Annotated in this window: 21 protein-coding genes and 3 tRNA genes; 21 read left to right on the forward strand and 3 right to left on the reverse strand. The window is 57.8% G+C overall.

Annotated features, from left to right (window positions below; translation table 11 throughout):
* Window positions 1-9 precede the first annotated feature (9 nt).
* The 3 genes from carB to PGR6_RS03710 are packed head-to-tail and all read left to right on the forward strand — an operon-like array spanning window position 10 to window position 4,137.
* Window positions 10-3,231 carry a carbamoyl-phosphate synthase large subunit gene (carB, locus tag PGR6_RS03700; RefSeq protein ID WP_064616140.1) on the forward strand — a complete coding sequence of 1,074 codons (3,222 nt, stop codon included), beginning with the start codon at window positions 10-12 and terminating at the stop codon, window positions 3,229-3,231.
* Complete coding sequence (gene greA, locus PGR6_RS03705; RefSeq protein ID WP_018929481.1) at window positions 3,228-3,704, forward strand: transcription elongation factor GreA; 477 nt, start codon at window positions 3,228-3,230, stop codon at window positions 3,702-3,704. Before carB ends, greA begins: the two co-directional genes overlap by 4 nt.
* Before the next feature lie 28 nt (window positions 3,705-3,732).
* Window positions 3,733-4,137, forward strand: coding sequence for a hypothetical protein (locus PGR6_RS03710; protein WP_007933533.1), 405 nt, complete (start codon window positions 3,733-3,735; stop codon window positions 4,135-4,137).
* 9 nt (window positions 4,138-4,146) lie between these two features.
* Here the strand turns inward: PGR6_RS03710 and PGR6_RS03715 are convergent, their stop codons facing one another.
* On the reverse strand, window positions 4,147-4,455 hold the full coding sequence (locus PGR6_RS03715) for a YhbY family RNA-binding protein (RefSeq protein ID WP_007900503.1): 309 nt from the start codon (window positions 4,453-4,455) through the stop codon (window positions 4,147-4,149).
* A gap of 101 nt (window positions 4,456-4,556) precedes the next feature.
* Here PGR6_RS03715 and rlmE point away from each other — a divergent pair, with 101 nt between their 5' ends.
* The 16 genes from rlmE (at window position 4,557) to PGR6_RS03795 (ending at window position 20,164) form a co-directional block, all read left to right on the forward strand.
* Window positions 4,557-5,186, forward strand: a complete 630-nt coding sequence (gene rlmE / locus PGR6_RS03720) for a 23S rRNA (uridine(2552)-2'-O)-methyltransferase RlmE (RefSeq protein ID WP_007933535.1) — start codon at window positions 4,557-4,559, stop codon at window positions 5,184-5,186.
* 202 nt (window positions 5,187-5,388) lie between these two features.
* Entirely contained in the window at window positions 5,389-7,299 is a 1,911-nt protein-coding gene (gene ftsH / locus PGR6_RS03725) for an ATP-dependent zinc metalloprotease FtsH (protein ID WP_018929483.1), read from the forward strand.
* Window positions 7,300-7,307: 8 nt separating this feature from the next.
* The gene (gene folP / locus PGR6_RS03730; RefSeq protein ID WP_026286672.1) at window positions 7,308-8,159 is read left to right on the forward strand and encodes a dihydropteroate synthase; all 852 of its coding nucleotides are present in this window, start codon (window positions 7,308-7,310) and stop codon (window positions 8,157-8,159) included.
* 16 nt (window positions 8,160-8,175) lie between these two features.
* Window positions 8,176-9,513: a phosphoglucosamine mutase gene (gene glmM, locus PGR6_RS03735; protein ID WP_018929485.1), complete on the forward strand. Its 1,338-nt coding sequence runs from the start codon at window positions 8,176-8,178 to the stop codon at window positions 9,511-9,513.
* Between the two features lie 66 nt (window positions 9,514-9,579).
* Entirely contained in the window at window positions 9,580-10,335 is a 756-nt protein-coding gene (gene tpiA, locus PGR6_RS03740; RefSeq protein WP_007933541.1) for a triose-phosphate isomerase, read from the forward strand.
* A 4-nt stretch (window positions 10,336-10,339) separates the two neighbouring features.
* Complete coding sequence (gene secG / locus PGR6_RS03745; protein ID WP_018929487.1) at window positions 10,340-10,723, forward strand: preprotein translocase subunit SecG; 384 nt, start codon at window positions 10,340-10,342, stop codon at window positions 10,721-10,723.
* Between the two features lie 22 nt (window positions 10,724-10,745).
* Window positions 10,746-10,831, forward strand: a tRNA-Leu gene (locus PGR6_RS03750).
* A 96-nt stretch (window positions 10,832-10,927) separates the two neighbouring features.
* Window positions 10,928-11,004, forward strand: a tRNA-Met gene (locus PGR6_RS03755).
* 138 nt (window positions 11,005-11,142) lie between these two features.
* Complete coding sequence (gene rimP / locus PGR6_RS03760) at window positions 11,143-11,601, forward strand: ribosome maturation factor RimP (protein WP_007973115.1); 459 nt, start codon at window positions 11,143-11,145, stop codon at window positions 11,599-11,601.
* Between the two features lie 47 nt (window positions 11,602-11,648).
* Entirely contained in the window at window positions 11,649-13,130 is a 1,482-nt protein-coding gene (nusA, locus tag PGR6_RS03765) for a transcription termination factor NusA (protein ID WP_007933547.1), read from the forward strand.
* Between the two features lie 27 nt (window positions 13,131-13,157).
* On the forward strand, window positions 13,158-15,689 hold the full coding sequence (gene infB, locus PGR6_RS03770) for a translation initiation factor IF-2 (protein ID WP_018929488.1): 2,532 nt from the start codon (window positions 13,158-13,160) through the stop codon (window positions 15,687-15,689).
* A 159-nt stretch (window positions 15,690-15,848) separates the two neighbouring features.
* Window positions 15,849-16,250, forward strand: a complete 402-nt coding sequence (gene rbfA / locus PGR6_RS03775; RefSeq protein ID WP_007900467.1) for a 30S ribosome-binding factor RbfA — start codon at window positions 15,849-15,851, stop codon at window positions 16,248-16,250.
* Window positions 16,251-16,253: 3 nt separating this feature from the next.
* Window positions 16,254-17,171: a tRNA pseudouridine(55) synthase TruB gene (gene truB / locus PGR6_RS03780; protein ID WP_007933551.1), complete on the forward strand. Its 918-nt coding sequence runs from the start codon at window positions 16,254-16,256 to the stop codon at window positions 17,169-17,171.
* Between the two features lie 117 nt (window positions 17,172-17,288).
* The gene (gene rpsO, locus PGR6_RS03785; protein ID WP_011332409.1) at window positions 17,289-17,558 is read left to right on the forward strand and encodes a 30S ribosomal protein S15; all 270 of its coding nucleotides are present in this window, start codon (window positions 17,289-17,291) and stop codon (window positions 17,556-17,558) included.
* Window positions 17,559-17,756: 198 nt separating this feature from the next.
* Complete coding sequence (gene pnp / locus PGR6_RS03790; protein WP_018929489.1) at window positions 17,757-19,862, forward strand: polyribonucleotide nucleotidyltransferase; 2,106 nt, start codon at window positions 17,757-17,759, stop codon at window positions 19,860-19,862.
* Window positions 19,863-20,088: 226 nt separating this feature from the next.
* A tRNA-Thr gene (locus PGR6_RS03795) sits at window positions 20,089-20,164 on the forward strand.
* Between the two features lie 10 nt (window positions 20,165-20,174).
* Here the strand turns inward: PGR6_RS03795 and PGR6_RS03800 are convergent.
* Window positions 20,175-20,720, reverse strand: a complete 546-nt coding sequence (locus tag PGR6_RS03800; RefSeq protein ID WP_018929490.1) for a hypothetical protein — start codon at window positions 20,718-20,720, stop codon at window positions 20,175-20,177.
* 304 nt (window positions 20,721-21,024) lie between these two features.
* On the opposite strand from PGR6_RS03800, the gene PGR6_RS03805 reads away from it, so the two are divergent.
* Complete coding sequence (locus PGR6_RS03805; RefSeq protein ID WP_018929491.1) at window positions 21,025-21,330, forward strand: DUF6388 family protein; 306 nt, start codon at window positions 21,025-21,027, stop codon at window positions 21,328-21,330.
* A gap of 51 nt (window positions 21,331-21,381) precedes the next feature.
* On the opposite strand, the gene nadC is transcribed toward PGR6_RS03805, so the two are convergent.
* Window positions 21,382-22,230, reverse strand: a complete 849-nt coding sequence (gene nadC / locus PGR6_RS03810) for a carboxylating nicotinate-nucleotide diphosphorylase (protein ID WP_019582448.1) — start codon at window positions 22,228-22,230, stop codon at window positions 21,382-21,384.
* Window positions 22,231-22,590: 360 nt separating this feature from the next.
* Here nadC and PGR6_RS03815 point away from each other — a divergent pair, with 360 nt between their 5' ends.
* On the forward strand, window positions 22,591-24,798 hold the full coding sequence (locus PGR6_RS03815) for a DUF1631 domain-containing protein (protein ID WP_064616141.1): 2,208 nt from the start codon (window positions 22,591-22,593) through the stop codon (window positions 24,796-24,798).
* Window positions 24,799-24,849 lie beyond the last annotated feature (51 nt).

Raw genomic sequence — 24,849 nt, forward strand, 5'->3', positions numbered from 1 at the left:
TGACAACCCATGCCAAAACGTACAGACATTAAAAGCATCCTGATTCTCGGCGCTGGCCCGATCGTGATCGGCCAGGCCTGCGAATTCGACTACTCCGGCGCCCAGGCCTGTAAAGCCCTGCGCGAGGAGGGTTACCGCGTCATCCTGGTGAACTCCAACCCGGCGACCATCATGACCGACCCGGCCATGGCCGACGCCACCTACATCGAACCGATCAAGTGGCAGACCGTTGCCAAGATCATCGAGAAAGAGCGTCCGGACGCGCTGCTGCCGACCATGGGTGGCCAGACCGCCCTGAACTGCGCCCTGGACCTGGAGCGCGAAGGCGTTCTGGAGAAGTTCGGCGTAGAGATGATCGGCGCCAACGCTGACACCATCGACAAGGCTGAAGACCGTTCGCGCTTCGACAAGGCGATGAAATCCATCGGTCTGGACTGCCCGCGTTCGGGTATCGCCCATAGCATGGAAGAGGCCAACGCGGTTCTCGATCGTCTGGGCTTCCCGTGCATCATTCGTCCGTCCTTCACCATGGGCGGCACCGGTGGCGGTATCGCTTACAACCGTGAAGAATTCGAAGAAATCTGCGCCCGCGGTCTGGATCTGTCGCCGACCAAAGAGCTGCTGATCGACGAATCGCTGATTGGCTGGAAAGAATACGAGATGGAAGTTGTCCGCGATAAAAAGGACAACTGCATCATCGTCTGCTCCATCGAAAACTTCGACCCGATGGGCGTGCACACCGGTGACTCGATCACGGTTGCACCCGCACAGACCCTGACCGACAAGGAATACCAGATCCTGCGTAACGCCTCTCTGGCGGTACTGCGCGAGATCGGCGTGGAAACCGGCGGCTCCAACGTCCAGTTCGGCATCTGCCCGAACACTGGTCGCATGGTGGTCATCGAGATGAACCCGCGGGTATCCCGTTCCTCGGCCCTGGCATCGAAAGCCACCGGTTTCCCGATCGCCAAGGTCGCGGCGAAACTGGCCGTCGGTTACACCCTCGACGAACTGTCGAACGACATCACCGGCGGCAAGACCCCGGCGTCCTTCGAGCCGTCCATCGACTACGTCGTCACCAAACTGCCACGCTTTGCCTTCGAGAAATTCCCGAAAGCCGACGCACGCCTGACCACTCAAATGAAGTCGGTCGGTGAAGTCATGGCCATCGGCCGGACCTTCCAGGAATCCCTGCAGAAAGCTCTGCGCGGTCTGGAAGTGGGTGTTTGCGGCCTGGACGAGAAGCTCGACCTGAGCAACCCGGAAAGCATGAGCATCCTCAAGCGCGAACTGACCGTGCCGGGTGCCGAGCGTATCTGGTATGTGGCTGACGCGTTCCGCGCGGGCCTGTCGGTCGAAGACATCTTCGGCATGAACATGATCGACCCGTGGTTCCTGGTGCAGATCGAAGATCTGATCAAGGAAGAAGAGAAGGTCAAGATCCTGGGTCTGTCCGCTATCGACCGCGACCTGATGTTCCGCCTCAAGCGTAAAGGCTTCTCCGATCAGCGTCTGGCCAAGCTACTGGGCGTCACCGAGAAAAACCTGCGTACCCATCGTCACAAGCTGGAAGTGTTCCCGGTCTACAAGCGCGTCGACACCTGCGCCGCCGAGTTCGCCACCGACACCGCGTACCTGTACTCGACTTACGAGGAAGAGTGCGAAGCTGCGCCGTCGGGTCGCGACAAGATCATGATCCTGGGTGGCGGTCCAAACCGCATCGGCCAGGGCATCGAGTTCGACTATTGCTGCGTACACGCAGCACTGGCCCTGCGCGATGACGGGTACGAGACCATCATGGTCAACTGCAACCCGGAAACCGTTTCCACCGACTACGACACCTCCGATCGTCTGTACTTCGAACCAGTGACCCTGGAAGACGTGCTGGAAATCGTCCGCGTCGAGAAGCCAAAAGGCGTGATCGTTCAGTACGGCGGTCAGACCCCGCTGAAACTGGCCCGTGCCCTGGAAGCCGCCGGCGTGCCGATCATCGGCACCAGCCCTGACGCCATCGACCGCGCCGAAGACCGTGAGCGCTTCCAGCAGATGGTTGAGCGTCTGAACCTGCGTCAACCGCCTAACGCCACCGTGCGCAGCGAAGATGAAGCGATTCGTGCCGCCGCCAAAATCGGTTACCCGCTGGTGGTTCGTCCGTCCTACGTACTGGGCGGGCGTGCGATGGAAATCGTTTACGAAGAGGAAGAACTCAAGCGCTACCTGCGTGAAGCGGTTCAAGTGTCCAACGACAGCCCGGTGCTGCTGGACCACTTCCTCAACTGCGCGATCGAAATGGACGTGGATGCGGTCTGCGACGGCACCGACGTGGTGATCGGCGCGATCATGCAGCACATTGAGCAGGCCGGCGTTCACTCCGGTGACTCCGCGTGCTCCCTGCCGCCGTATTCGCTGCCTGCACATATCCAGGACGAGATGCGCGAACAGGTCAAGAAAATGGCCCTGGAACTGGGCGTGGTCGGCCTGATGAACGTTCAGTTGGCGCTGCAAGGCGAAGACATCTACGTCATCGAAGTCAACCCGCGCGCATCCCGTACCGTACCGTTCGTCTCCAAGTGCATCGGTGTGTCCCTGGCGATGGTCGCGGCTCGCGTGATGGCCGGTAAAACCCTGAAGGAAATCGGCTTCACCAAAGAAATCATTCCGAACTTCTACAGCGTGAAAGAGGCGGTGTTCCCATTCGCCAAATTCCCTGGCGTGGACCCGATCCTGGGTCCGGAGATGAAGTCCACCGGTGAAGTGATGGGCGTGGGCGACACCTTCGGCGAAGCCTTTGCCAAAGCCCAGATGGGCGCCAGTGAAGTGCTGCCAACCGGTGGTACCGCGTTCATCAGCGTGCGCGACGATGACAAGCCGCTGGTTGCAGGCGTGGCCCGTGATCTGATCAACTTGGGCTTCGAAGTGGTCGCCACTGCCGGTACTGCCAAGCTGATCGAAGCTGCAGGCCTGAAAGTGCGTCGTGTGAACAAGGTGACCGAGGGTCGTCCGCACGTGGTCGACATGATCAAGAATGACGAAGTCACTCTGATCATCAACACCACCGAAGGTCGTCAGTCGATCGCTGATTCCTACTCCATTCGTCGTAATGCCTTGCAGCACAAGATCTACTGCACCACTACTATTGCTGCTGGCGAAGCTATCTGCGAAGCGCTGAAGTTCGGTCCTGAGAAGACCGTGCGCCGCTTGCAGGATCTACACGCAGGATTGAAGGCATGATCAAATACCCAATGACCGTCAAGGGCGCTAAAGCCCTGGAAGAAGAACACGCTCATCTGACCAAGGTCGTTCGTCCGAAACTCAGTCAGGACATCGGTACGGCCCGCGAGTTGGGTGACTTGAAGGAAAACGCCGAATACCACGCTGCTCGCGAGCAGCAGGGGATGGTCGAGGCGCGGATTCGTGACATTGAAGGCCGCATGCAAAACGCTGTGGTCATCGACGTAACGACCATCGAGCACACCGGCAAGGTGATTTTCGGCACCACCGTCGAAATCGCCAATGTCGAGACCGATGAAAGCGTGACTTACCAGATCGTTGGTGAGGATGAAGCAGACATCAAGCTCGGCAAGATCTCCGTCGGTTCGCCGATCGCCCGTGCCTTGATCGCCAAGGAAGAGGGTGATGTGGTGGCGGTCAAAACGCCGGGTGGCGTTATCGAGTATGAGATTGTCGAAGTTCGCCACATCTGAAAGAAGGCGCCCGCTACGTGCGGGTGCCATGCTTTGGCAGCTGACCCAGATGCTCTGGGTTGGCGGCTTGTGGTTGTTGCACATCGGTCTGCTGCCGGTGCTGGGGCAAATAGGCTTGGCGCCGCTGCTGATCGACGAAATTGCAGGTGCGCTGAATACGCTGATGGTGGGATTCGCCACAGCGAGTGTGATTTTTCAGGCTTTGGTGCTGGTACAGGCCGAGGGTCTTGCCAGTCTATGGCGGGATATTCGCGGGCAACTGCTGCTGATGGCGCTGTATGGGTGCGCGATGTATTTCGCAGTACGCTTCGGTTGGCCGCAGGCGCTGCATTGGCAGTTGTTCAGCTATCTTGTCCTGGGGTTTTCCGGGCTGGTGCTGGTGATGCAGCCGGTGCCTGGATGGAGTGTCAGGGTGCGCGAAGCACACCCTTGACCCTTGCCATCACTTGAAGCGATGGACGTTCGACAACTGCTTGTTGACGCTGAAGTTCTTGCGATAAATCAGTGCCATCTTGCCGATGACCTGAACCAGATCGGCTTTGCCGGCCTTGCAGAGTTCTGCAATGGCTGCCAGGCGCGATTCGCGATCGAGGATGTTGAGCTTGATTTTGATCAGCTCGTGATCCGCCAAAGCGCGTTCAAGTTCGGCTAACACACCTTCAGTCAGGCCGTTGTCAGCCACAATCAAAACTGGTTTCAGATGGTGGCCAATGGACTTGTACTGTTTCTTCTGCTCTTGAGTGAGCGGCATAATCTGACCCTTTCGTCTGGATTCTGTAAAATGGCGGCCATTTTACCCGAGGGCTCGTGGATCCGCCCAATTAATCACGACCCTTATCATCGAGGTGCCCAATGGCGCGTTCCAAGACAAGCCTTGGTTGGCTGAAAAGACATGTCAACGATCCCTATGTGAAGCAGGCGCAAAAGGATGGCTACCGCTCGCGTGCGAGTTACAAACTTCTGGAGGTCCAGGAGAAATACAAGCTGATCCGTCCCGGCATGAGCGTTGTCGACCTGGGTGCGGCGCCCGGCGGATGGTCGCAGGTGACTAGTCGTCTGATTGGTGGTCAGGGGCGACTGATTGCCTCGGACATTCTGGAAATGGACAGCATTCCGGACGTGACTTTCATTCAGGGGGACTTCACCGAGGACGAAGTGCTCACGCGGATCCTTGAAGCTGTGGGTAATTCGCAGGTGGACCTTGTGATTTCCGATATGGCCCCCAATATGAGTGGTACGCCTGAAGTGGACATGCCAAAAGCCATGTTTCTTTGCGAGCTGGCGCTTGATTTGGCGGAACGGATACTCAAGCCGGGTGGTAATTTTGTGATCAAGATTTTTCAGGGCGAAGGGTTTGATGTTTACCTGAAGGATGCTCGTCGGAAATTCGACAAGATCCAGATGATCAAGCCAGACTCTTCCCGTGACAGTTCCCGCGAGCAATACATGTTGGCTTGGGGTTACCGCGGGCGTAGTGAGTAAAACGAGGTTTTTTGGCGGGGTGATAGGTTTTTCATATTTCGCCCCGCGTGCATTAGCGAATATTGTGTAGAAAGTGTTTCACAAAGGGTTACAGACGGCGCCTGCCAGAGCCGTAGGTAATGTAGTAAGTTAGGCCGGTGAATATCATGCGAAGCGCGCGCCATTAGCGGAGCTTGCTTCAGAGGGTAGTTAATTGAACGATATGGCAAAGAATCTGATCCTGTGGTTGATCATCGCAGCTGTCCTGGTGACGGTGATGAACAACTTCTCCAGCCCTAACGAGCCGCAGACCCTCAACTATTCCGACTTCATCCAGCAGGTCAAGGATGGCAAGGTCGAGCGCGTAGCGGTTGATGGCTACGTGATTACAGGCAAGCGCAACGATGGCGACAGCTTCAAGACCATCCGTCCGGCAATCCAGGACAACGGTCTGATCGGCGACCTCGTGGATAACCACGTTGTGGTCGAAGGCAAGCAACCTGAGCAGCAAAGTATCTGGACTCAACTCCTGGTCGCAAGCTTCCCGATCCTGGTGATCATCGCCGTCTTCATGTTCTTCATGCGGCAGATGCAGGGCGGTGCCGGTGGCAAGGGTGGGCCGATGAGTTTCGGCAAGAGCAAGGCGCGCCTGCTCTCCGAAGATCAGGTGAAAACCACCTTGGCTGACGTTGCAGGTTGTGACGAAGCCAAGGAAGAAGTCGGCGAGCTGGTCGAGTTCCTGCGTGATCCGGGCAAGTTCCAGCGCCTGGGCGGTCGCATTCCTCGCGGCGTGCTGATGGTTGGTCCTCCGGGTACCGGTAAAACCTTGCTGGCCAAGGCGATTGCCGGCGAAGCCAAAGTACCGTTCTTTACTATTTCCGGTTCCGATTTCGTCGAAATGTTCGTCGGCGTCGGTGCCAGCCGTGTCCGTGATATGTTCGAGCAGGCGAAGAAGCATGCGCCATGCATCATCTTCATCGATGAAATCGACGCCGTCGGTCGCCACCGTGGTGCCGGCATGGGTGGTGGTCACGATGAGCGCGAGCAGACCCTCAACCAGTTGCTGGTAGAGATGGACGGCTTCGAAATGAATGACGGCATCATCGTCATCGCCGCGACCAACCGTCCGGACGTACTGGACCCTGCGTTGCTGCGTCCGGGCCGCTTCGACCGTCAGGTCGTGGTTGGCCTGCCGGACATCCGTGGTCGCGAGCAGATTCTCAAAGTCCACATGCGCAAAGTGCCGATGGGTGACGACGTCGCTCCGGCCGTGATCGCTCGTGGTACTCCTGGTTTCTCCGGTGCCGACCTGGCCAACCTGGTGAACGAGGCTTCGTTGTTTGCGGCTCGTGCCGGCAAGCGCATCGTCGAGATGAAAGAGTTCGAACTGGCCAAAGACAAGATCATGATGGGTGCCGAGCGCAAATCCATGGTCATGTCCGAGAAAGAAAAGCAGAACACTGCTTATCACGAAGCCGGCCACGCTATCGTCGGTCGCGTCGTGCCTGAGCATGATCCGGTCTACAAGGTGTCGATCATTCCGCGCGGTCGCGCACTTGGTGTGACCATGTTCCTGCCGGAAGAAGATCGCTACAGCCTGTCCAAGCGTGCACTGATCAGCCAGATCTGCTCGCTGTACGGCGGTCGTATCGCTGAAGAGATGACCCTGGGCTTCGATGGCGTCACCACCGGTGCGTCCAACGACATCATGCGTGCCAGCCAGATAGCACGAAACATGGTGACCAAGTGGGGGTTGTCGGAAAAACTCGGTCCATTGATGTACGCCGAAGAAGAGGGCGAAGTGTTCCTCGGTCGTGGCGGCGGTGGTCAGCATGCCAGTTTCTCTGGCGAGACGGCCAAGCTGATCGACTCCGAAGTGCGCAGCATCATTGACCAGTGCTACGGCACGGCCAAGCAGATCCTCACGGATAACCGTGACAAGCTTGATGCGATGGCGGATGCCTTGATGAAGTACGAGACGATCGATGCCGATCAGATCGATGACATCATGGCGGGTCGTACGCCTCGCGAACCTCGCGACTGGTCTGGCGGCAACGACACTTCCGGCACACCTCCGGTGGTGCAGGATGGGCGTCCGGAAACACCTATCGGCGGCCCGGCTGCTGACGTTTAAGGTTTGAAATGACTTCTGTTCAGTCCTCGACCCGGTTGTCTTGCGGCAACCGGGTTCTTGATTTGGCCCAGACGCATGTCATGGGCATTCTCAATGTCACTCCCGATTCCTTTTCCGATGGCGGCCGATACAGCCAGCTGGACGCGGCCCTGCGCCACGCCGAGGCGATGGTGGTGGCCGGTGCGACGCTGATCGACGTCGGTGGTGAATCGACCCGGCCCGGTGCCAGGGCCGTTTCGCCGCTTGAAGAGCTAGAGCGCGTAGCGCCTATCGTTGAGCGCATCAGTCGCGAACTGGATGTGATTATCTCGGTCGATACCTCCACGCCTGCCGTCATGCGTGAAACCGCAAGGCTGGGGGCGGGGTTGATCAATGACGTACGCTCGTTGCGTCGAGATGGTGCTCTGGATGCAGCGGCGGCCACCGGTTTGCCGGTGTGCCTGATGCATATGCTCGGCGAGCCGGGCGACATGCAGGACAACCCTCAGTACCAGGATGTTACGAAAGAGGTCGGCGAGTTTCTTGCCGAGCGCATGGTTCAGTGTGCCTCGGTAGGTATCCCTGCTGAGCGGATCATTCTTGATCCGGGCTTCGGCTTCGCGAAAACCCTGCAGCACAATCTAAGTTTGTTTAAGCATATGGAGGCCCTGCATGCTTTGGGGCGGCCTCTGTTGGTCGGTGTTTCGCGAAAGAGCATGATCGGCCAGGCCTTGAATCGACCTGTGGGAGAGCGTCTGCATGGTGGTCTGGCACTTGCGGCGCTGGCTTCGGTCAAAGGTGCGCGTATATTGCGCGTCCATGATGTAGCGGAAACGGTCGACGTGGTGCGGATGATTGCCGCCGTAGAATCAGCTGAATAAGAAAGATGGAGTACTTATGAGTAAGAAATACTTTGGCACCGACGGCATTCGTGGTCGGGTCGGTCAATACCCTATCACTCCTGATTTCATGCTCAAGCTTGGCTGGGCGGCAGGCATGGCATTTCGCAGCATGGGCGCCTGCAAGGTGCTCGTGGGCAAGGACACCCGTATCTCCGGTTACATGTTCGAGTCGGCGCTTGAGGCTGGGCTGACCTCGGCCGGTGCTGATGTGATGCTGTTGGGGCCAATGCCGACTCCGGCCATCGCCTATTTGACGCGGACCTTTCACGCCGAAGCCGGCATCGTGATCAGCGCTTCGCATAACCCTCATGACGACAACGGTATCAAGTTTTTCTCTGGTAAGGGCACCAAGCTCCCGGATGAAGTCGAGCTGATGATCGAAGAGCTGCTAGACACCCCGATGACTGTGGTTGAGTCGAGCAAGATCGGCAAAGTGTCGCGAATCAACGATGCCTCGGGCCGTTATATCGAATTCTGCAAGAGTAGCGTTCCTACCGGCACCAGTTTTGCCGGCCTGAAAATCGTGCTCGATTGTGCTCACGGCGCAACTTATAAAGTGGCGCCTAGCGTGTTCCGTGAGTTGGGGGCTGATGTCGTTGTGCTTTCTGCCCATCCTAACGGCCTGAACATCAATGATAATTGCGGTTCGACCCATATGGCGCCGCTGCAAGCCGCCGTACTGGCCGAGCGCGCCGATTTGGGTATTGCCTTCGACGGTGACGGTGATCGGGTACAGATGGTTGATCACACCGGTGCTGTCGTCGATGGTGACGAGCTGCTGTTCATCATCGCTCGCGATCTGCAAGAACGTGGCAAGTTGCAGGGCGGTGTGGTCGGTACGCTGATGAGTAATCTGGGGCTGGAGTTGGCCCTGGCGGATCTGGCGATTCCTTTTGTGCGGGCCAACGTTGGTGACCGTTACGTCATCTCCGAGTTGCTGGAGCGCGATTGGCTGGTGGGCGGTGAAAACTCGGGGCACATTGTCTGCTTCAGTCACACCACTACCGGGGATGCGATCATTGCTGCGTTGCAGGTCTTGATGGCGCTGAAACGGCGCGCAGAAGGCCTGGCTCAGTCGCGTCAGGCGTTGCGCAAGTGCCCTCAGGTGTTGATCAATGTGCGGTTTGGCGGTGGTGTGAGCCCGCTCGAGCATCCGACCGTCAAGGAGGCCAGTGATCGTGTCACTCAAGCGATGGCGGGCCGCGGGCGCGTGTTGTTGCGCAAGTCCGGGACGGAGCCGCTGGTGCGTGTCATGGTCGAAGGCGAGGACGAAACGCAGGTTCGCGATTACGCCGAAGAGCTGGCAAAACTGGTAACTGAAGTTTCTGCCTGATTTCGGCTTGCCAGCCATGATTGTGTTGGGTAACATCTGCGCCCACTTTGACCGACGAGGTACAGCATGCGTCGCCCTATGGTAGCTGGTAACTGGAAGATGCACGGTACCCGCGCCAGCGTCGCTGAGCTGATCGACGGCCTTCGTCATCTGGCCTTGCCGAGCGGTGTTGATGTCGCGGTGTTCCCGCCTTGCTTGTATATCAATCAAGTGATTGATGGTTTGCAAGGGAAGTCGATTTCGGTCGGCGCGCAGAACTCTGCGATTGAATCCGGGCAGGGTGCGTTGACAGGTGAAATTTCACCGAGTCAGTTGGTGGATGCAGGTTGTTCCCTGGTGCTTGTCGGGCACTCTGAGCGCCGCCAGATAATGGGTGAGCTCGACGGGACGCTGAATCGCAAATTTGCGGCAGCACAGGCATGTGGCTTGATTCCGGTGTTGTGTGTAGGGGAAACCCTCGAGCAGCGCGAAGCTGGAAAAACTCTTGAGGTTGTCGGGCGTCAGCTGGGCAGCATCATCGAGGAGCTGGGTGTTGGTGCTTTTGCAAAGGCAGTAATCGCTTACGAGCCGGTCTGGGCCATTGGTACCGGGCTGACTGCTTCGCCGCAACAGGCGCAGGATGTGCATGCAGCCATTCGCGCCCAGTTGGCGGCAGAGAATTCTGAAGTCGCACAAGGTGTGCGGCTTCTATACGGCGGCAGCGTGAAGGCGGCCAATGCGGCCGAACTGTTCGGCATGCCGGATATCGATGGGGGGCTCATTGGTGGGGCTTCCCTGAATGCAGATGAGTTCGGTGCGATTTGTCGCGCCGCGGGAAACTGAAAAAATGCTGGAAACAGTCGTAGTCGTTTTTCATCTGCTGGGTGCGTTGGGCGTAGTTGCTCTGGTATTGCTGCAGCAGGGTAAAGGTGCGGACGCTGGTGCATCTTTCGGAGCAGGTGCTTCAAATACTGTGTTCGGAAGCCAAGGTACCTCTACCTTTCTTAGTAAGTTTACTGCTATACTTGCCGCCGGTTTCTTCATGACCAGCTTGGGGTTAGGTTACTTTGCTAAAGAGAAAGCTCACCAGCTGACTCAAGTAGGTTTGCCAAACCCAGCAGTGTTGGAAGTTCCAAAGCAAAAACCGGCTTCTGATGATGTCCCGGTGCTTCAAGAGCAAAAGTCGGCTACTCCAGCGACTGACGTGCCTCCAGCTCAAGAGCAGAAGTAAGAAGAGTTTCAAACGTAGTATTGCCGAGGTGGTGGAATTGGTAGACACGCAACCTTGAGGTGGTTGTGCCCATAGGGTGTAGGGGTTCGAGTCCCCTTCTCGGTACCAATTATCAGGAGAGCCCGCTGTTGCGGGCTTTCTTGTAGGTGGAAGGTTACATTGACCCTGTCAGGGATCGGTCGTATACTTCCGCCCCAGCTTTGTCGCGGGGTGGAGCAGTCTGGTAGCTCGTCGGGCTCATAACCCGAAGGTCGTCGGTTCAAATCCGGCCCCCGCAACCAGTTTAAGGAGCCCCTTTTCAGGGGCTTTTTGTTAGCTGGACACTTTCAACGCCGCTATTCGGCGGCGTTTCAAGGATGGGCGTTTCGCCCATTTTTTTATTTTGCATAGCATGCACATACATGCACGAGGGGGTTCAGGTGTCGAGCAAGCTAGAAGAGTTGCAGGCCTTGCTGGCCCCGGTGGTCGTGGCCCTAGGCTATGAATGCTGGGGTATTGAGTTTTCGGCTCAAGGTCGCCACTCAATGTTGCGCGTTTATATCGATAAAGAAGGCGGCGTGCTGGTGGACGATTGTGCCATCGTCAGTCGCCAGATCAGCGGTGTGCTGGATGTTGAAGATCCAATCTCCGTTGAGTACACCCTTGAAGTTTCCTCGCCTGGCATGGAACGCCCACTGTTCACTCTTGAGCAGTTTGCAAAATTTGCCGGTGAACAAGTGAAGATCAAGCTGCGCTCGCCTTTTGAAGGTCGACGCAACTTTCAGGGCCTTCTGCGCGGTGTAGAAGAGCAGGACGTCGTGGTGCAGGTTGAAGACCATGAGTTCCTGTTGCCGATCGATATGATCGACAAGGCCAACATTATTCCCAGTTTTGACTGAGACGCGGATCCCGCGGATCCAATGGCTTGCGAAAGGCGAGGCGTACGATGAGCAAAGAAGTACTGCTGGTTGTTGAGTCGGTATCCAATGAAAAGGGCGTACCGGCAAACGTAATTTTTGAAGCGCTGGAGCTGGCTCTGGCCACTGCTACCAAAAAACGTTTCGAGGACGAAGTCGATCTGCGTGTGGAAATCAATCGCCACACCGGTGCTTATGAGACATTCCGTCGCTGGACGGTCGTCGAAGAAGCAGACCTGGACGATCCGGCTATCGAAACCTGGCCAAGCAAGGTTGCGCAAACGCATCCTGGCGCCAAGGTCGGTGACGTTGTCGAAGAAAAAATCGAATCCATCGAGTTCGGCCGCATTGCTGCACAGACTGCCAAGCAAGTCATCGTGCAGAAAGTTCGCGAAGCCGAGCGTGCTCAAGTCGTTGATGCCTATCGCGAGCGTCTGGGGGAAATCATCTCCGGCACCGTGAAGAAAGTCACCCGCGACAATGTGATCGTCGACCTGGGCAATAACGCAGAAGCGTTGCTGGCCCGTGAAGACATCATCTCTCGCGAAACCTTCCGGGTTGGCGTGCGTCTGCGTGCGCTGCTCAAGGAAATCCGCACCGAGAACCGCGGCCCGCAGCTGATCCTGTCGCGTACCGCGCCGGAAATGCTGATCGAGTTGTTCCGCATCGAAGTGCCGGAAATCGCTGAAGGCCTGATCGAAGTAATGGCTGCATCCCGTGACCCGGGTTCGCGTGCCAAGATCGCGGTCCGCTCCAAAGACAAACGCATCGATCCGCAAGGCGCTTGCATCGGTATGCGCGGTTCGCGCGTCCAGGCAGTGTCCGGCGAGTTGGGCGGTGAGCGTGTGGACATCGTCCTGTGGGACGATAACCCTGCTCAGTTCGTGATCAATGCAATGTCGCCGGCTGAAGTGGCGGCAATTATCGTTGACGAAGATGCCCACGCAATGGACATCGCCGTTGGCGCAGACAATCTGGCTCAGGCCATCGGTCGCGGTGGTCAGAACGTGCGTCTGGCTAGCCAGTTGACTGGCTGGACCCTGAACGTGATGACCGAATCGGACATCCAGGCTAAGCAACAAGCAGAAACTGGCGACATCCTGCGCAACTTTATCGACGAGCTGGAAGTCGACGAAGACCTGGCACAGGTGCTGGTAGATGAAGGTTTCACCAGCCTGGAAGAGATTGCCTACGTACCGTTGGAAGAAATGCTCAACATCGACGGCTTTGACGAAGAAACCGTCAACGAGCTTCGCGCTCGCGCCAAGGATCGTTTGTTGACCAAAGCCATCGCTACTGAGGAAAAGCTGGCAGACGCCCATCCGGCCGAAGACCTGCTCTCGCTTGAGGGCATGGACAAGGATTTGGCGATGGAACTGGCGGTGCGCGGCGTAATTACCCGCGAAGACCTGGCCGAGCAGTCTATTGACGACCTGCTCGACATCGACGGCATTGACGATGATCGTGCCGGCAAGTTGATCATGGCCGCCCGAGCCCACTGGTTCGAGTAATTAGGCGCGGCCTGAGGAGAGAAGTGCATGACGCAAGTCACGGTGAAACAACTGGCCGATGAGGTCAAAACACCGGTAGAGCGCCTGTTGCAGCAGATGCGTGAGGCAGGTCTGCCGCACACCGCCGCCGAAGAACATGTGACTGACAGTGAGAAGCAATCTTTGCTGACTCACTTGAAAAGCAGCCACAAGGCGAAAGTGGAAGAACCACGCAAGATCACGCTGCAGCGTAAAACCACCAGCACCCTGCGTGTTGCTGGCAGCAAAAGCATCAGCGTTGAAGTACGCAAGAAGAAAGTCTTCGTGCAGCGCAGCCCGGAAGAAATCGAAGCCGAGCGCAAACGCGAACTGGAAGAACGTCGCGCAGTAGAAAATGCTGCACGTCAGAAGGCTGAAGAAGAAGCCAAGCGTCGCGCCGAAGAAGAAGCGCGTCGCCAGCCTGCTGCTGCGCAAACCGCTCCTGTCGAAGCTGTCGCAGCGCCTGTTGCAGTTGCCGAACCTGTGCGTGAAAGCGCCCCGGTCGTGGCCGCTGCACCTGCACCTGCACCGGCAGCCGACACTCGCAAGCGCGACGAGCAGCGTCGTCCGGACAAACCACGTGCCGACGATAGCAATCGTCGTGGCAGTGGTGATGGCGAGCGCAAAAACGCTCCACATCGTGCTTCGGTCAAGGAAAAGGCGCCTGCTCCACGCGTTGCCCCACGTACTACCGACGAAGAAAGCGATGGCTTCCGTCGTGGTGGTCGCGGCAAGGCCAAGCTGAAGAAACGCAACGCCCACGGTTTCCAGAGCCCAACCGGCCCTGTTGTGCGCGAAGTGAAGATCGGCGAGACCATCACTGTTGGCGATCTCGCCCAGCAGATGTCGGTCAAGGCTGCTGAAATCATCAAGTTCATGTTCAAACTGGGTACCCCAGCGACCATCAACCAGGTACTGGATCAGGAAACTGCCCAACTGGTTGCCGAAGAGCTGGGCCACAAAGTGACCCTGGTCAGCGACACCGCCCTGGAAGATTCCCTGGCCGAGTCCCTGAAGTTTGAAGGTGAGACGTTCTCCCGTGCACCGGTTGTGACCGTAATGGGTCACGTTGACCACGGTAAGACCTCGCTGCTCGACTACATCCGTCGTGCCAAGGTAGCTGCTGGCGAAGCCGGTGGTATCACCCAGCACATCGGTGCGTACCACGTTGAAACCGAACGCGGCATGGTCACCTTCCTCGACACCCCTGGTCACGCCGCGTTTACCGCCATGCGTGCCCGTGGTGCCAAGGCGACCGACATCGTGATCCTGGTGGTTGCAGCGGACGACGGCGTAATGCCGCAGACCGTTGAAGCTGTTCAGCACGCTCAGGCGGCTGGCGTACCTCTGGTTGTTGCAGTGAACAAAATCGACAAGCCGGGCGCCGATCTCGATCGCATCCGTAGCGAATTGTCGGTTCACGGCGTGACTTCGGAAGAGTGGGGCGGCGACACCCCGTTCGTATCGGTTTCGGCGAAAGTCGGTACCGGCGTGGACGAGTTGCTCGAAGCTGTTCTGCTGCAAGCTGAAGTTCTCGAACTGAAAGCAACCCCATCGGCCCCTGGTCGTGGTGTTGTGGTTGAATCGCGTCTCGACAAAGGTCGTGGCCCGGTTGCAACCGTTCTGGTTCAAGACGGTACCCTGCGCCAGGGCGACATGGTGCTGGTCGGTTCGAACTATGGCCGCGTTCGCGCCATGCTCGACGAGAACGGCAAGCCAATCAAGGAAGCCGGTCCTTCCATCCCTGTCGAGATCCTCGGCCTGGACGGTACTCCGGACGCTGGCGACGAGATGAGCGTAGTTGCTGACGAGAAGAAAGCCCGTGAAGTGGCTCTGTTCCGTCAAGGCAAGTTCCGCGAAGTCAAACTGGCCCGTGCTCACGCCGGCAAGCTTGAAAACATCTTCGAGAACATGGGTCAGGAAGAGAAGAAGACGCTCAACATCGTCCTCAAATCCGACGTCCGTGGTTCGCTGGAAGCGTTGAACGGTGCCTTGAATGGCCTGGGTAACGACGAAGTGCAAGTGCGTGTGGTCGGTGGCGGTGTCGGTGGTATCACCGAATCCGACGCCAACCTGGCACTGGCCTCCAACGCTGTACTGTTCGGCTTCAACGTGCGTGCCGATGCCGGCGCTCGCAAGATCGTCGAGCAGGAAGGTCTGGATATGCGTTACTACAACGTGATCTATGACATCATCGAAGACGTCAAGAAAGCTCTTACCGGTATGCTGGGCAGCGATGTTCGCGAGAACATCCTGGGTACCGCTGAAGTGCGTGACGTGTTCCGTTCGCCGAAGTTTGGCGCGATCGCCGGTTGCATGGTTATCGAAGGTGTTGTTCACCGTAACCGTCCAATCCGTGTACTGCGTGAAGACATCGTTATCTTCGAAGGCGAGCTGGAATCCCTGCGCCGCTTCAAGGATGACGCTTCCGAAGTACGTGCCGGCATGGAATGCGGTATCGGCGTGAAGAGCTACAACGACGTCAAAGTCGGTGACAAGATCGAAGTCTTCGAGAAGGTTCAGGTTGCTCGCAGCCTCTAACTCGCGCACTTCAAGAGCCGTGATGGCCAGCCGCATGCAATTGCGCGGTGCATCAGTCGGACTCTAAACGCAACGCCCGGTCTGGCTTTTGTCAGGCCGGGCGTTTGCCGCTTTCAGACCCTTCGGGTTTCACCGTGGGGCAGTAACAGGTAACAAGACATGGCAAAAGAATATAGCCGTACCCAACGTATCGGCGATCAGATGCAGCGTGAGCTGGCACAGCTGATCCGTCGTGAAGTCAAAGACCCGCGCGTCGGGCTGGTCACCATTACCGCTGTTGAAGTCAGCCGTGATGTCGGTCACGCCAAGATCTTCATCACCGTGATGGGGCAGGACAGCCGCGACGATATCGCGCAAAGCATCAAGGTGCTCAACTCCGCCGCCGGTTTCCTGCGCATGCAGTTGGCTCGCGAGATGAAATTGCGCAGCGTTCCACAGTTGCACTTCCATTACGACGAAAGTGTCGTGCGTGGTGCGCACCTGTCGGCCCTGATCGAACGCGCGGTGGCTGAAGACAATCAGCACCCGGTAGCGGCTGAACCCGAAGACGCCAAGGAGTAATCGGTGGCTCAGGTCAAACGTATCCGTCGTAACGTCAGCGGTATCATCCTGCTCGACAAGCCGTTGGGGTTCACTTCCAACGCGGCGTTGCAGAAGGTCCGCTGGTTGCTCAATGCCGAGAAGGCCGGGCATACCGGCAGTCTCGATCCGCTGGCCACTGGCGTGTTGCCGTTGTGCTTCGGCGAGGCCACCAAGTTCTCGCAATACCTGCTCGATTCCGACAAAGGTTATGAAACCCTGGCGCAACTGGGCAAGACCACCACCACGGCGGATGCCGAAGGTGAGGTTTTGCTGGAACGTCCGGTGACCGTTGGTCGTGCCGATATCGAAGCTGTGTTGCCGAAATTTCGTGGGCAAATCAGTCAGATACCGCCGATGTACTCGGCACTCAAGCGCGATGGGCAGCCGCTGTACAAGCTGGCCCGTGCAGGTGAAGTAGTGGAGCGCGAACCGCGTTCTGTTACTATTGCGCGCTTGGAATTACTGGCCTTTGAGGGTGATACTGCGCGGCTTGCGGTGGATTGCAGCAAAGGCACCTATATCCGTACCCTGGTGGAGGATATCGGTGAGCAACTCGGTTGTGGCGCTTACGTGGCTGAATTGCGACGTACCCAGGCCGGGCCTTTCACGCTTGCACAGACCGTCACTCTGGAAGAGCTGGAAGCGGTACATGCCGAAGGCGGCAACGAAGCGGTCGACCGCTTCCTGATGCCATCGGACAGCGGCCTGCTGGATTGGCCACTGTTGCAGTTCTCGGAAGCGAGCGCGTTCTACTGGCTCAACGGCCAGCCGGTACGTGCCCCGGATGCACCGAAATTTGGCATGGTACGGGTACAGGATCACAATGGTCGCTTCATCGGTATCGGTGAAGTGAGCGAAGACGGGCGCATCGCGCCACGTCGACTGATTCGGTCAGAATGACCGAACGAGGGTGGCTGTTAACAGGCACGGTCACTACTCATTTTTAGATACAGGGATTTGTCCCTGGCCTGTTGAAACTGTTTTTCTGAAACGGTTTCCTGATAAAAGGATTGCCTCATGGCTCTCGACGTTCAAGAAAAAGCTCAAATCGTAGCTGACTACCAGCAAGCTGTTGGTGACACTGGTTCGCCAGAAGTGCAAGTTGCACTGCTGACCGCCAACATCAACAAACTGCAAGGTCACTTCAAGGCCAACGGTAAAGATCACCACTCCCGTCGTGGTCTGATCCGCATGGTTAACCAGCGTCGTAAGCTGCTGGACTACCTGAAAGGCAAGGACGTGAGCCGTTACAGCGCTCTGATCGCTCGCCTGGGTCTGCGTCGCTAATAAGCGATTGCGCTAGAGGTTGGTTGTTTGCTGTGTGCCAGCGGGTTTCCCGCAGGTACATGGCAGGCTCCCAGCCTCAAGTTTTATCTGGACAATAGTTTTACCCTGGACAATGACAGTCGGGCCGATTCCCGGCGTTGCCCACGAATTTCGCAAGAAGACAAGTTCCCCCAAGAGCCACAAAGAAGGTAGGACACCGTGAACCCGGTAATCAAAAAATTCCAGTTCGGTCAGTCGACCGTTACCCTCGAGACTGGCCGTATCGCCCGTCAGGCCTCCGGCGCAGTATTGGTCACCGTTGACGACGACGTCAGCGTATTGGTGACCGTAGTCGGTGCCAAACAAGCTGATCCAGGCAAGGGCTTCTTCCCTCTGTCTGTTCACTACCAGGAAAAGACTTACGCCGCCGGTAAGATCCCTGGCGGTTTCTTCAAGCGTGAAGGCCGTCCTTCCGAGAAAGAAACCCTGACTTCCCGACTGATCGACCGTCCGATCCGTCCACTGTTCCCTGAAGGTTTCATGAACGAAGTGCAGGTTGTCTGCACCGTCGTTTCCACCAGCAAGAAGACCGATCCGGACATCGCTGCGATGATCGGTACCTCGGCTGCGCTGGCTATCTCCGGCATTCCTTTCGATGGCCCGATCGGCGCTGCCCGCGTTGCGTTCCACGAAAGCACCGGTTACCTGCTGAACCCGACTTACGAACAACTGAAAGCTTCGAGCCTGGACATGGTCGTTGCCGGTACTTCGGAAGCCGTGTTGATGGTTGAATCGGAAGCCAAAGAGCTGACCGAAGACCAGATGCTGGGCGCAGTACTGTTTGCTCACGACGAGTTCCAGGTGGTGATCAACGCCGTTAAAGAACTGGCCGCTGAAGCTGCCAAGCCGACCTGGGCCTGGGCTCCTCAGCCAGAAGCCACTGCTCTGCTGGGTGCTATCCGTGCCGAGTTCGGCGAAGCGATCTCCCAGGCTTACACCATCACCATCAAGGCCGACCGTTACGCTCGTCTGGGCGAACTGAAAGACCAAGTGGTTGCCAAGCTGTCCGGTGAAGAAGGCCAGCCTTCCGCTGCTGACGTCAAAGCTGCTTTCGGCGAAATCGAATACCGCACCGTTCGCGAAAACATCGTTAACGGCAAGCCACGTATCGACGGCCGCGACACCCGCACCGTACGTCCGCTGAACATCGAAGTGGGTGTTCTGCCGAAGACCCACGGTTCGGCACTGTTCACCCGTGGCGAAACCCAGGCTCTGGTCGTCGCGACACTGGGCACCGCCCGTGACGCACAGCTGCTGGACACCCTGGAAGGCGAGAAAAAAGACCCGTTCATGCTGCACTACAACTTCCCTCCGTTCTCGGTGGGCGAGTGTGGTCGCATGGGTGGCGCTGGTCGTCGTGAAATCGGTCACGGCCGTCTGGCTCGTCGTTCGGTTCAGGCCATGCTGCCTGCTGCCGACGTGTTCCCGTACACCATCCGTGTCGTGTCGGAAATCACCGAGTCCAACGGTTCGAGCTCCATGGCTTCGGTCTGCGGCGCTTCCCTGGCTCTGATGGACGCTGGTGTACCGATGAAGGCACCGGTTGCCGGTATCGCCATGGGTCTGGTTAAAGAAGGCGAGAAATTCGCCGTCCTGACTGACATCCTGGGTGACGAAGACCACCTGGGCGACATGGACTTCAAAGTAGCCGGTACCGCCAAAGGTGTTACCGCGCTGCAGATGGACATCAAGATCAAGGGCATCACCGAAGAAATCATGGAAATCGCTCTGGGCCAAGCCCTGGAAGCGCGCCTGAACATCCTCGGTCAGATGAACCAGATCATTGGCCAGTCGCGTACCGAACTGTCGGAAAACGCTCCGACCATGATCGCGATGAAAATCGACACCGACAAAATCCGTGATGTCATCGGTAAAGGCGGCGCGACCATTCGTGCGATCTGTGAAGAGACCAAGGCTTCGATCGACATCGAAGACGACGGCTCGATCAAGATCTTCGGCGAAACCAAGGAAGCGGCTGAAGCTGCACGCCAGCGCGTTCTGGGCATCACCGCTGAAGCTGAAATCGGCAAGATCTACGTCGGTAAGGTTGAGCGCATCGTCGACTTCGGCGCATTCGTCAACATCCTGCCGGGCAAGGACGGTCTGGTTCACATCTCGATGCTGAGCGACGCTCGCGTTGAGAAAGTGACCGACATCCTGAAAGAAGGCCAGGAAGTGGAAGTTCTGGTACTGGACGTGGACAACCGCGGCCGTATCAAGCTGTCCATCAAAGACGTAGCAGCGGCCAAGGCTTCGGGCGTTTAATTACCCCCGCGCCTGACCGTTGAACAGCAAAACGCCCCGACTGGTTCGGGGCGTTTTGCTGTGTGCAGGAAAAAGCTGAGCGTGGAATTTGGTGTGGCGAGGGAGCTTGCTCCCGCCGGGTTGCGAAGCGACCCCACTGTTTTACGACTGCTGCGCAGCCGAGCGGGAGCAAGCTCCCTCGCCACAAGTTGCCGGACCTCGAGACCGGTGCTAGGTTTAGCCCACAGCCCGTGTAGCTCAGCCGGTAGAGCAGCGCACTCGTAACGCGAAGGTCGCAGGTTCGATTCCTGTCTCGGGCACCATTTTCCCCGCTTACTTCACCTTTCTGCTCAGCTCCTCGACGGTGCGCTTGAGCTGATCCATCGCGCGATCCTGATCGCTGATTTCCCGTTTAAGACTGGAGATCTCGCTGTTGTTCGAGCTGGAGCTGGAACCGCTGTTGCGCTTGAGCTCTTCCACTTGTTTGGTGAGAGTGTTCAGGTCGCGTTCCTGTTCATTGACCGTGCGCTTGAGATCATCAATCTCCTTGCTGCTGGAGCTGGTGCTGGAACCACTGTTGCGTTTGAGTTCTTCGATCTGACGGGCCTGTTCGCTGATAGTGCGCTTCTGGCTTTCGAGATCGCTGGCATTGGCCTTCACGGTTTTTTGCAGGTTTTCCAGATCATCGATGCTGACACTGGTTCTGACGAGCGTGTCCTTGCCGTATGAATTGTGGAGGGCAGAGATTTTGTCGGAGTACAGCGAAGGGTCAGAGGCGACTTCGACAGCCGCTTGAGCTGCACTGGCCAATGTCAGGCTGCCGAGCAGCAGGGTAGCAGCGGCAAGACGGGTAGACGAAAGCTTCGAAAAACTGCGCATCACTGGGGTTCCTTGTGAAGTGCCGATATGGCACATCGCTATGACTTGGGATTTGAATTTATGTTCCCCGAGGTCTCCAGCATCTCTTGCACACAGTTTTTTGCGGGATAGATGTAAAGAGCCGTGTAAATCGTCGGCAAAACGTCCTATATTCGTTGCCTGCATGAGCATCGCCCAGCAGTTTTCAGATGATCCCGAATGGTTCTGAAGGCCAGACAAACCGGGCTTCAAACGGTTTTTTTGCGTCAGAGAGATCCTTGATGATCCAGATCCATCTTCCATTCCCCAGATCAGCGAGAACGCCATGACCGTTAAAGAATTGACCCAAGAAGCCAGACACGAAGAAGCCCTGAAAAAGTACGTACTGGATGCACCCCAGTTACTGGAAGAGATCAAGGACTTGCCTGCCGACGATCAGAAGGACCAGATCCAGTGGGCGTTCGAGGATGAGGCAGAAGCCCAGGGCTTGCAGCCGTGGGAGCTGACGCTCAAGTACACCTCAACCCCGGAAGAGTTCGAGGCTGCGCGCCTGGCGCTGCACAAGGAAGCGGCCGAGGTATTGGGTGTCGAGTGGGAAGAGTACTGCGAGATGAACAATCTGGTGGTCTGATACAAAAACGCCAGCCTCATCGGGGCTGGCGTTTTTCTTTATGCGAAGAACTCAGAGGCTCAGTCGCATCGACAGATCCACCGCCTTCACATCCTTGGTCATCGCACCAATCGAAATGTAATCCACCCCGGTTTGCGCAATCGGCAGCAACGTACTTTCGTTGATGCCGCCACTGGCCTCCAGTTTTGCTTTGCCGGCATTCAGGCGCACGGCTTCACGCATGTCATCCAGGCTCAGTTCATCGAGCATGATGATGTCGGCCCCCGCCGCCAGGGCTTCTTTGAGCTCCGTCAGGTTCTCCACTTCGATCTCCACCGGTTTGCCCGGAGCGATCTTGTGCGCGGCAGCAATGGCCTCAGGGATGCCACCGCAGGCGGCGATATGGTTTTCCTTGATCAGGAAGGCGTCATACAGGCCGATGCGGTGGTTGTAGCAACCGCCGCAGGTCACGGCGTATTTCTGGGCCAGACGCAGCCCCGGCAGGGTTTTGCGGGTATCGAGCAACTTCACTTGGGTTTGGGCGACGAAATCCGCCAGGTACTGCGCGCGAGTGGCCACGCCCGAGAGCAGTTGCAGGAAGTTCAGTGCGCTGCGTTCGCCGGTGAGCAGCGAGCGTGCCGGGCCTTCGAGGTGGAACAGCGCCTGATTGGGTTTCACCCGCTCGCCATCGCTCACCTGCCAGTGCACGGCGACCCGCGGATCCAGCTGCCGAAACACGGCATCGACCCATGCAGTGCCGCTGATGACGGCCGCGTCGCGGGTGATGATGGTGGCTTTGGCCAGACGTTCGGCCGGGATCAGTTGCGCGGTGATGTCGCCGCTGCCGATGTCCTCGAGCAACGCACGGCGCACGTTGGCTTCGATTTCGGCGGTCAAATCGGCGAGACGTAGATTCGGCATAACGGGCTCCACAAACAAAGTGGCCCGATTATAGGGCCATGGCGCGAGGCAACCCAAGGCATCAACAACCATCCCGTCGTTCACGAACCTGCATTTGGTCGATTCGCGTGAGCAATTGACTCTAAGCAAGGGTCTTTCATAAACGTCTGTTTCTTTGGGAGCGCAGAGTCTGCTGGCACAAGAGAGGTCTTTTGCAGATAATTCTGCCTTGCATTTGACGTCATAGCTTTGACGTACCTTTGGATTCCCGATTATTGAATGACAGCGGGTGTGCAATGTTCTCCGCTGAACGCCGGCTGTGTGGCCGGCGTGCTCGATCTTTCTTACCGAACCGAAGAATCACCGTTTCAGGAGGCTTGGATGCACAACGACGGGAATGTAGTGCCTTTGCACAAGGCGACTACCGATCAGGCGACTCATTCGCTGCTCGCCCGCCTGCCCGTGATTCTGCTTCAGGTTCGCGACAAAGCTGCCCAACAGCTCAAGCAGGGGTTGCAGGAGCTGTTCGATAACGCCGACGACACCTTGTTCGAAATGGCCGACCGGGCCCGAAACGATGTCGAGCAAAACATTTTCTTCGAAGCCATGCGCGATTTGCGCCTCAAGCGCAAAAGTATCGAGCGCGGTTTTCTCGAGCAGTTCCTCGAGGCTTTCCTCAGACTCACGCAGTGCGACACCTCACAGGCTGCCTTGCCCCGGGCATTGGCTTTCGATACCTCGGCGTCGCTATCCCATGACGACATAGAGCGTAATGTGGCGGTGGAGATCATGGTCGGCAAAGTGCTGAACCGCGATGGCTTCGCCCTCGACCAACTCACCGCCCGACTGAGCACCCTGTTGGGCAAGAAACTGGTCGAACAGCACAACCCCCTGGGGCCGACGCTGCTCTGCGAGTATTTCCTGCAGGCGGGTCGCAACCTGGGGATGGAGATCAAGGTCAAGCTGATCATCCTCAAGCTGTTTGAGCGCTATGTGCTCAGCAACGCCGATCAGCTCTACGCCGAAGCCAATCAATTGCTGATCGCCACCGGTGTGCTGCCGGACCTCAAGCCTGCCCCGGCGCGGCGTGCCACTGATCGAGCGGCTGCCAGTGCTCACGCCGACCCTGTCGAGGCAGGGAGTCGCAGCAGCAATCCACAGATTGACGAGGGGGTGCAGGAAGTTTTCGCCGCCTTGCAGGAGTTGCTGCTCCATGTGCGCGGCAGCGTTGCGCCGACCCTGGAGGTCAGTGCCCAGACCCAGCCCATTTCCACCCGCGACCTGCTGCGACTGCTCTCGCACTTGCAGCAATATGTGCCGGCGCTGGCGGTTCAGGACGACTTCGACCTGCGTAACCAGCTCGAACTGCTGCTGACCCGGGTCAGCGTCAAAAGTGGCAGGTCGCGGGTGGTCGGGGTGGCTGATGAAGACGTGATCAACCTGATCGCCATGCTCTTCGAATGCATTCTCGATGACCGCAACCTGCCGGACTCCCTCAAGGCGCTGATTGGCCGCTTGCAGATTCCGATGCTGAAAGTCGCAGTGCTCGACAAGAGTTTTTTCAGCCGCAGCAGCCATCCCGCCCGGCGCTTGCTCAACGAAATCGCCGCGGCGGCCATGGGCTGGGGCGAGTGCGATGACCATCAGCGCGACAGTCTGTACCTGCGCATTGAGCAGGTTGTGCAGCGCTTGTTGAACGACTTTGTCGATGACCCGGCGATCTTTTCCGAACTGCTGGCGGATTTCCTCGCCTTCACCCATGACGAGCGTCGTCGCAGTGAATTGCTGGAGCAGCGCACCCGAGACGCCGAAGAAGGCCGCGCCAGGACCGAACTGGCCCGTCAGCGCGTCGAGCAGGCGTTGAATCAGGTGTTGGTGGGCAAGGTTTTGCCGCACAGCGTGGTGGTGTTTGTTCAGGAGGCCTGGAGCAAAGTGCTGTTGCTGACCGGCCTCAAGCACGGTGATCAGTCCGCCGAATGGCACGCCGATGTGCAGACCATGGAGCAGTTGATCTGGAGCGTGCAGCGCCATGACGAACCCGATGCGAGCCTGCGCTTGTTGGCGCTGGTGCCAGGGTTGCTCAAGTCATTGCGCGATGGGCTGAACAGCTCGGCATTCGACCCGTTCGCTACCAGCGAGTTTTTCAGCGAGCTGGAAGCCCTGCACGTTCAACTGTTTGAACGTCCGAGCCAGAACAGCACGCCCGTCGAGGGGCCGATAATGGTCGAAGTGCAGGAGGAAATCGTGCTTCGCACTGCTGACGAAGGCCCGGTCGAAATGGCCTCAATGCGTTTGCCGGAGGATGATGCCGCGCTACTGCAAGTCGATCAACTGCGCCCGGGGGGCTGGGTCGAGTTTCAGGAAGACGAGGAAAACACCCTGCGTTGTAAATTGACGGCAATCATTGAATCCACCGGCAAGTACATCTTTGTCGACCGTACCGGAATGAAAGTGCTGGAGCGCAACCGTACCGGCCTGGCCCTGGAGTTTCGGCGTGGCGCGGTGCGCACGCTGGACGACACCTTGCTGTTCGATCGGGCGCTGGAATCGGTGCTGGGCAACCTACGGCGTCTCAATCGCGGCAAGTGATCGCGCGCCGAGGGTCTATCGCGGCATACTGGGCGCCAACACAGTCGTCGT

The organism is Pseudomonas sp. GR 6-02 (assembly GCF_001655615.1).
Taxonomy (GTDB): domain Bacteria; phylum Pseudomonadota; class Gammaproteobacteria; order Pseudomonadales; family Pseudomonadaceae; genus Aquipseudomonas.

Excerpts from the sequence above, each read along its gene's own strand:
- carB (WP_064616140.1), top strand. The coding sequence starts at position 10 with ATGCCAAAACGTACAGACATTAAAAGCATCCTGATTCTCGGCGCTGGC.
- greA (WP_018929481.1), top strand. The coding sequence starts at position 3,228 with ATGATCAAATACCCAATGACCGTCAAGGGCGCTAAAGCCCTGGAAGAA.
- PGR6_RS03710 (WP_007933533.1), top strand. The coding sequence starts at position 3,733 with ATGCTTTGGCAGCTGACCCAGATGCTCTGGGTTGGCGGCTTGTGGTTG.
- PGR6_RS03715 (WP_007900503.1), bottom strand. The coding sequence starts at position 4,455 with ATGCCGCTCACTCAAGAGCAGAAGAAACAGTACAAGTCCATTGGCCAC.
- rlmE (WP_007933535.1), top strand. The coding sequence starts at position 4,557 with ATGGCGCGTTCCAAGACAAGCCTTGGTTGGCTGAAAAGACATGTCAAC.
- ftsH (WP_018929483.1), top strand. The coding sequence starts at position 5,389 with ATGGCAAAGAATCTGATCCTGTGGTTGATCATCGCAGCTGTCCTGGTG.
- folP (WP_026286672.1), top strand. The coding sequence starts at position 7,308 with ATGACTTCTGTTCAGTCCTCGACCCGGTTGTCTTGCGGCAACCGGGTT.
- glmM (WP_018929485.1), top strand. The coding sequence starts at position 8,176 with ATGAGTAAGAAATACTTTGGCACCGACGGCATTCGTGGTCGGGTCGGT.
- tpiA (WP_007933541.1), top strand. The coding sequence starts at position 9,580 with ATGCGTCGCCCTATGGTAGCTGGTAACTGGAAGATGCACGGTACCCGC.
- secG (WP_018929487.1), top strand. The coding sequence starts at position 10,340 with ATGCTGGAAACAGTCGTAGTCGTTTTTCATCTGCTGGGTGCGTTGGGC.
- nusA (WP_007933547.1), top strand. The coding sequence starts at position 11,649 with ATGAGCAAAGAAGTACTGCTGGTTGTTGAGTCGGTATCCAATGAAAAG.
- infB (WP_018929488.1), top strand. The coding sequence starts at position 13,158 with ATGACGCAAGTCACGGTGAAACAACTGGCCGATGAGGTCAAAACACCG.
- rbfA (WP_007900467.1), top strand. The coding sequence starts at position 15,849 with ATGGCAAAAGAATATAGCCGTACCCAACGTATCGGCGATCAGATGCAG.
- rpsO (WP_011332409.1), top strand. The coding sequence starts at position 17,289 with ATGGCTCTCGACGTTCAAGAAAAAGCTCAAATCGTAGCTGACTACCAG.
- PGR6_RS03800 (WP_018929490.1), bottom strand. The coding sequence starts at position 20,720 with ATGCGCAGTTTTTCGAAGCTTTCGTCTACCCGTCTTGCCGCTGCTACC.
- PGR6_RS03805 (WP_018929491.1), top strand. The coding sequence starts at position 21,025 with ATGACCGTTAAAGAATTGACCCAAGAAGCCAGACACGAAGAAGCCCTG.
- nadC (WP_019582448.1), bottom strand. The coding sequence starts at position 22,230 with ATGCCGAATCTACGTCTCGCCGATTTGACCGCCGAAATCGAAGCCAAC.
- PGR6_RS03815 (WP_064616141.1), top strand. The coding sequence starts at position 22,591 with ATGCACAACGACGGGAATGTAGTGCCTTTGCACAAGGCGACTACCGAT.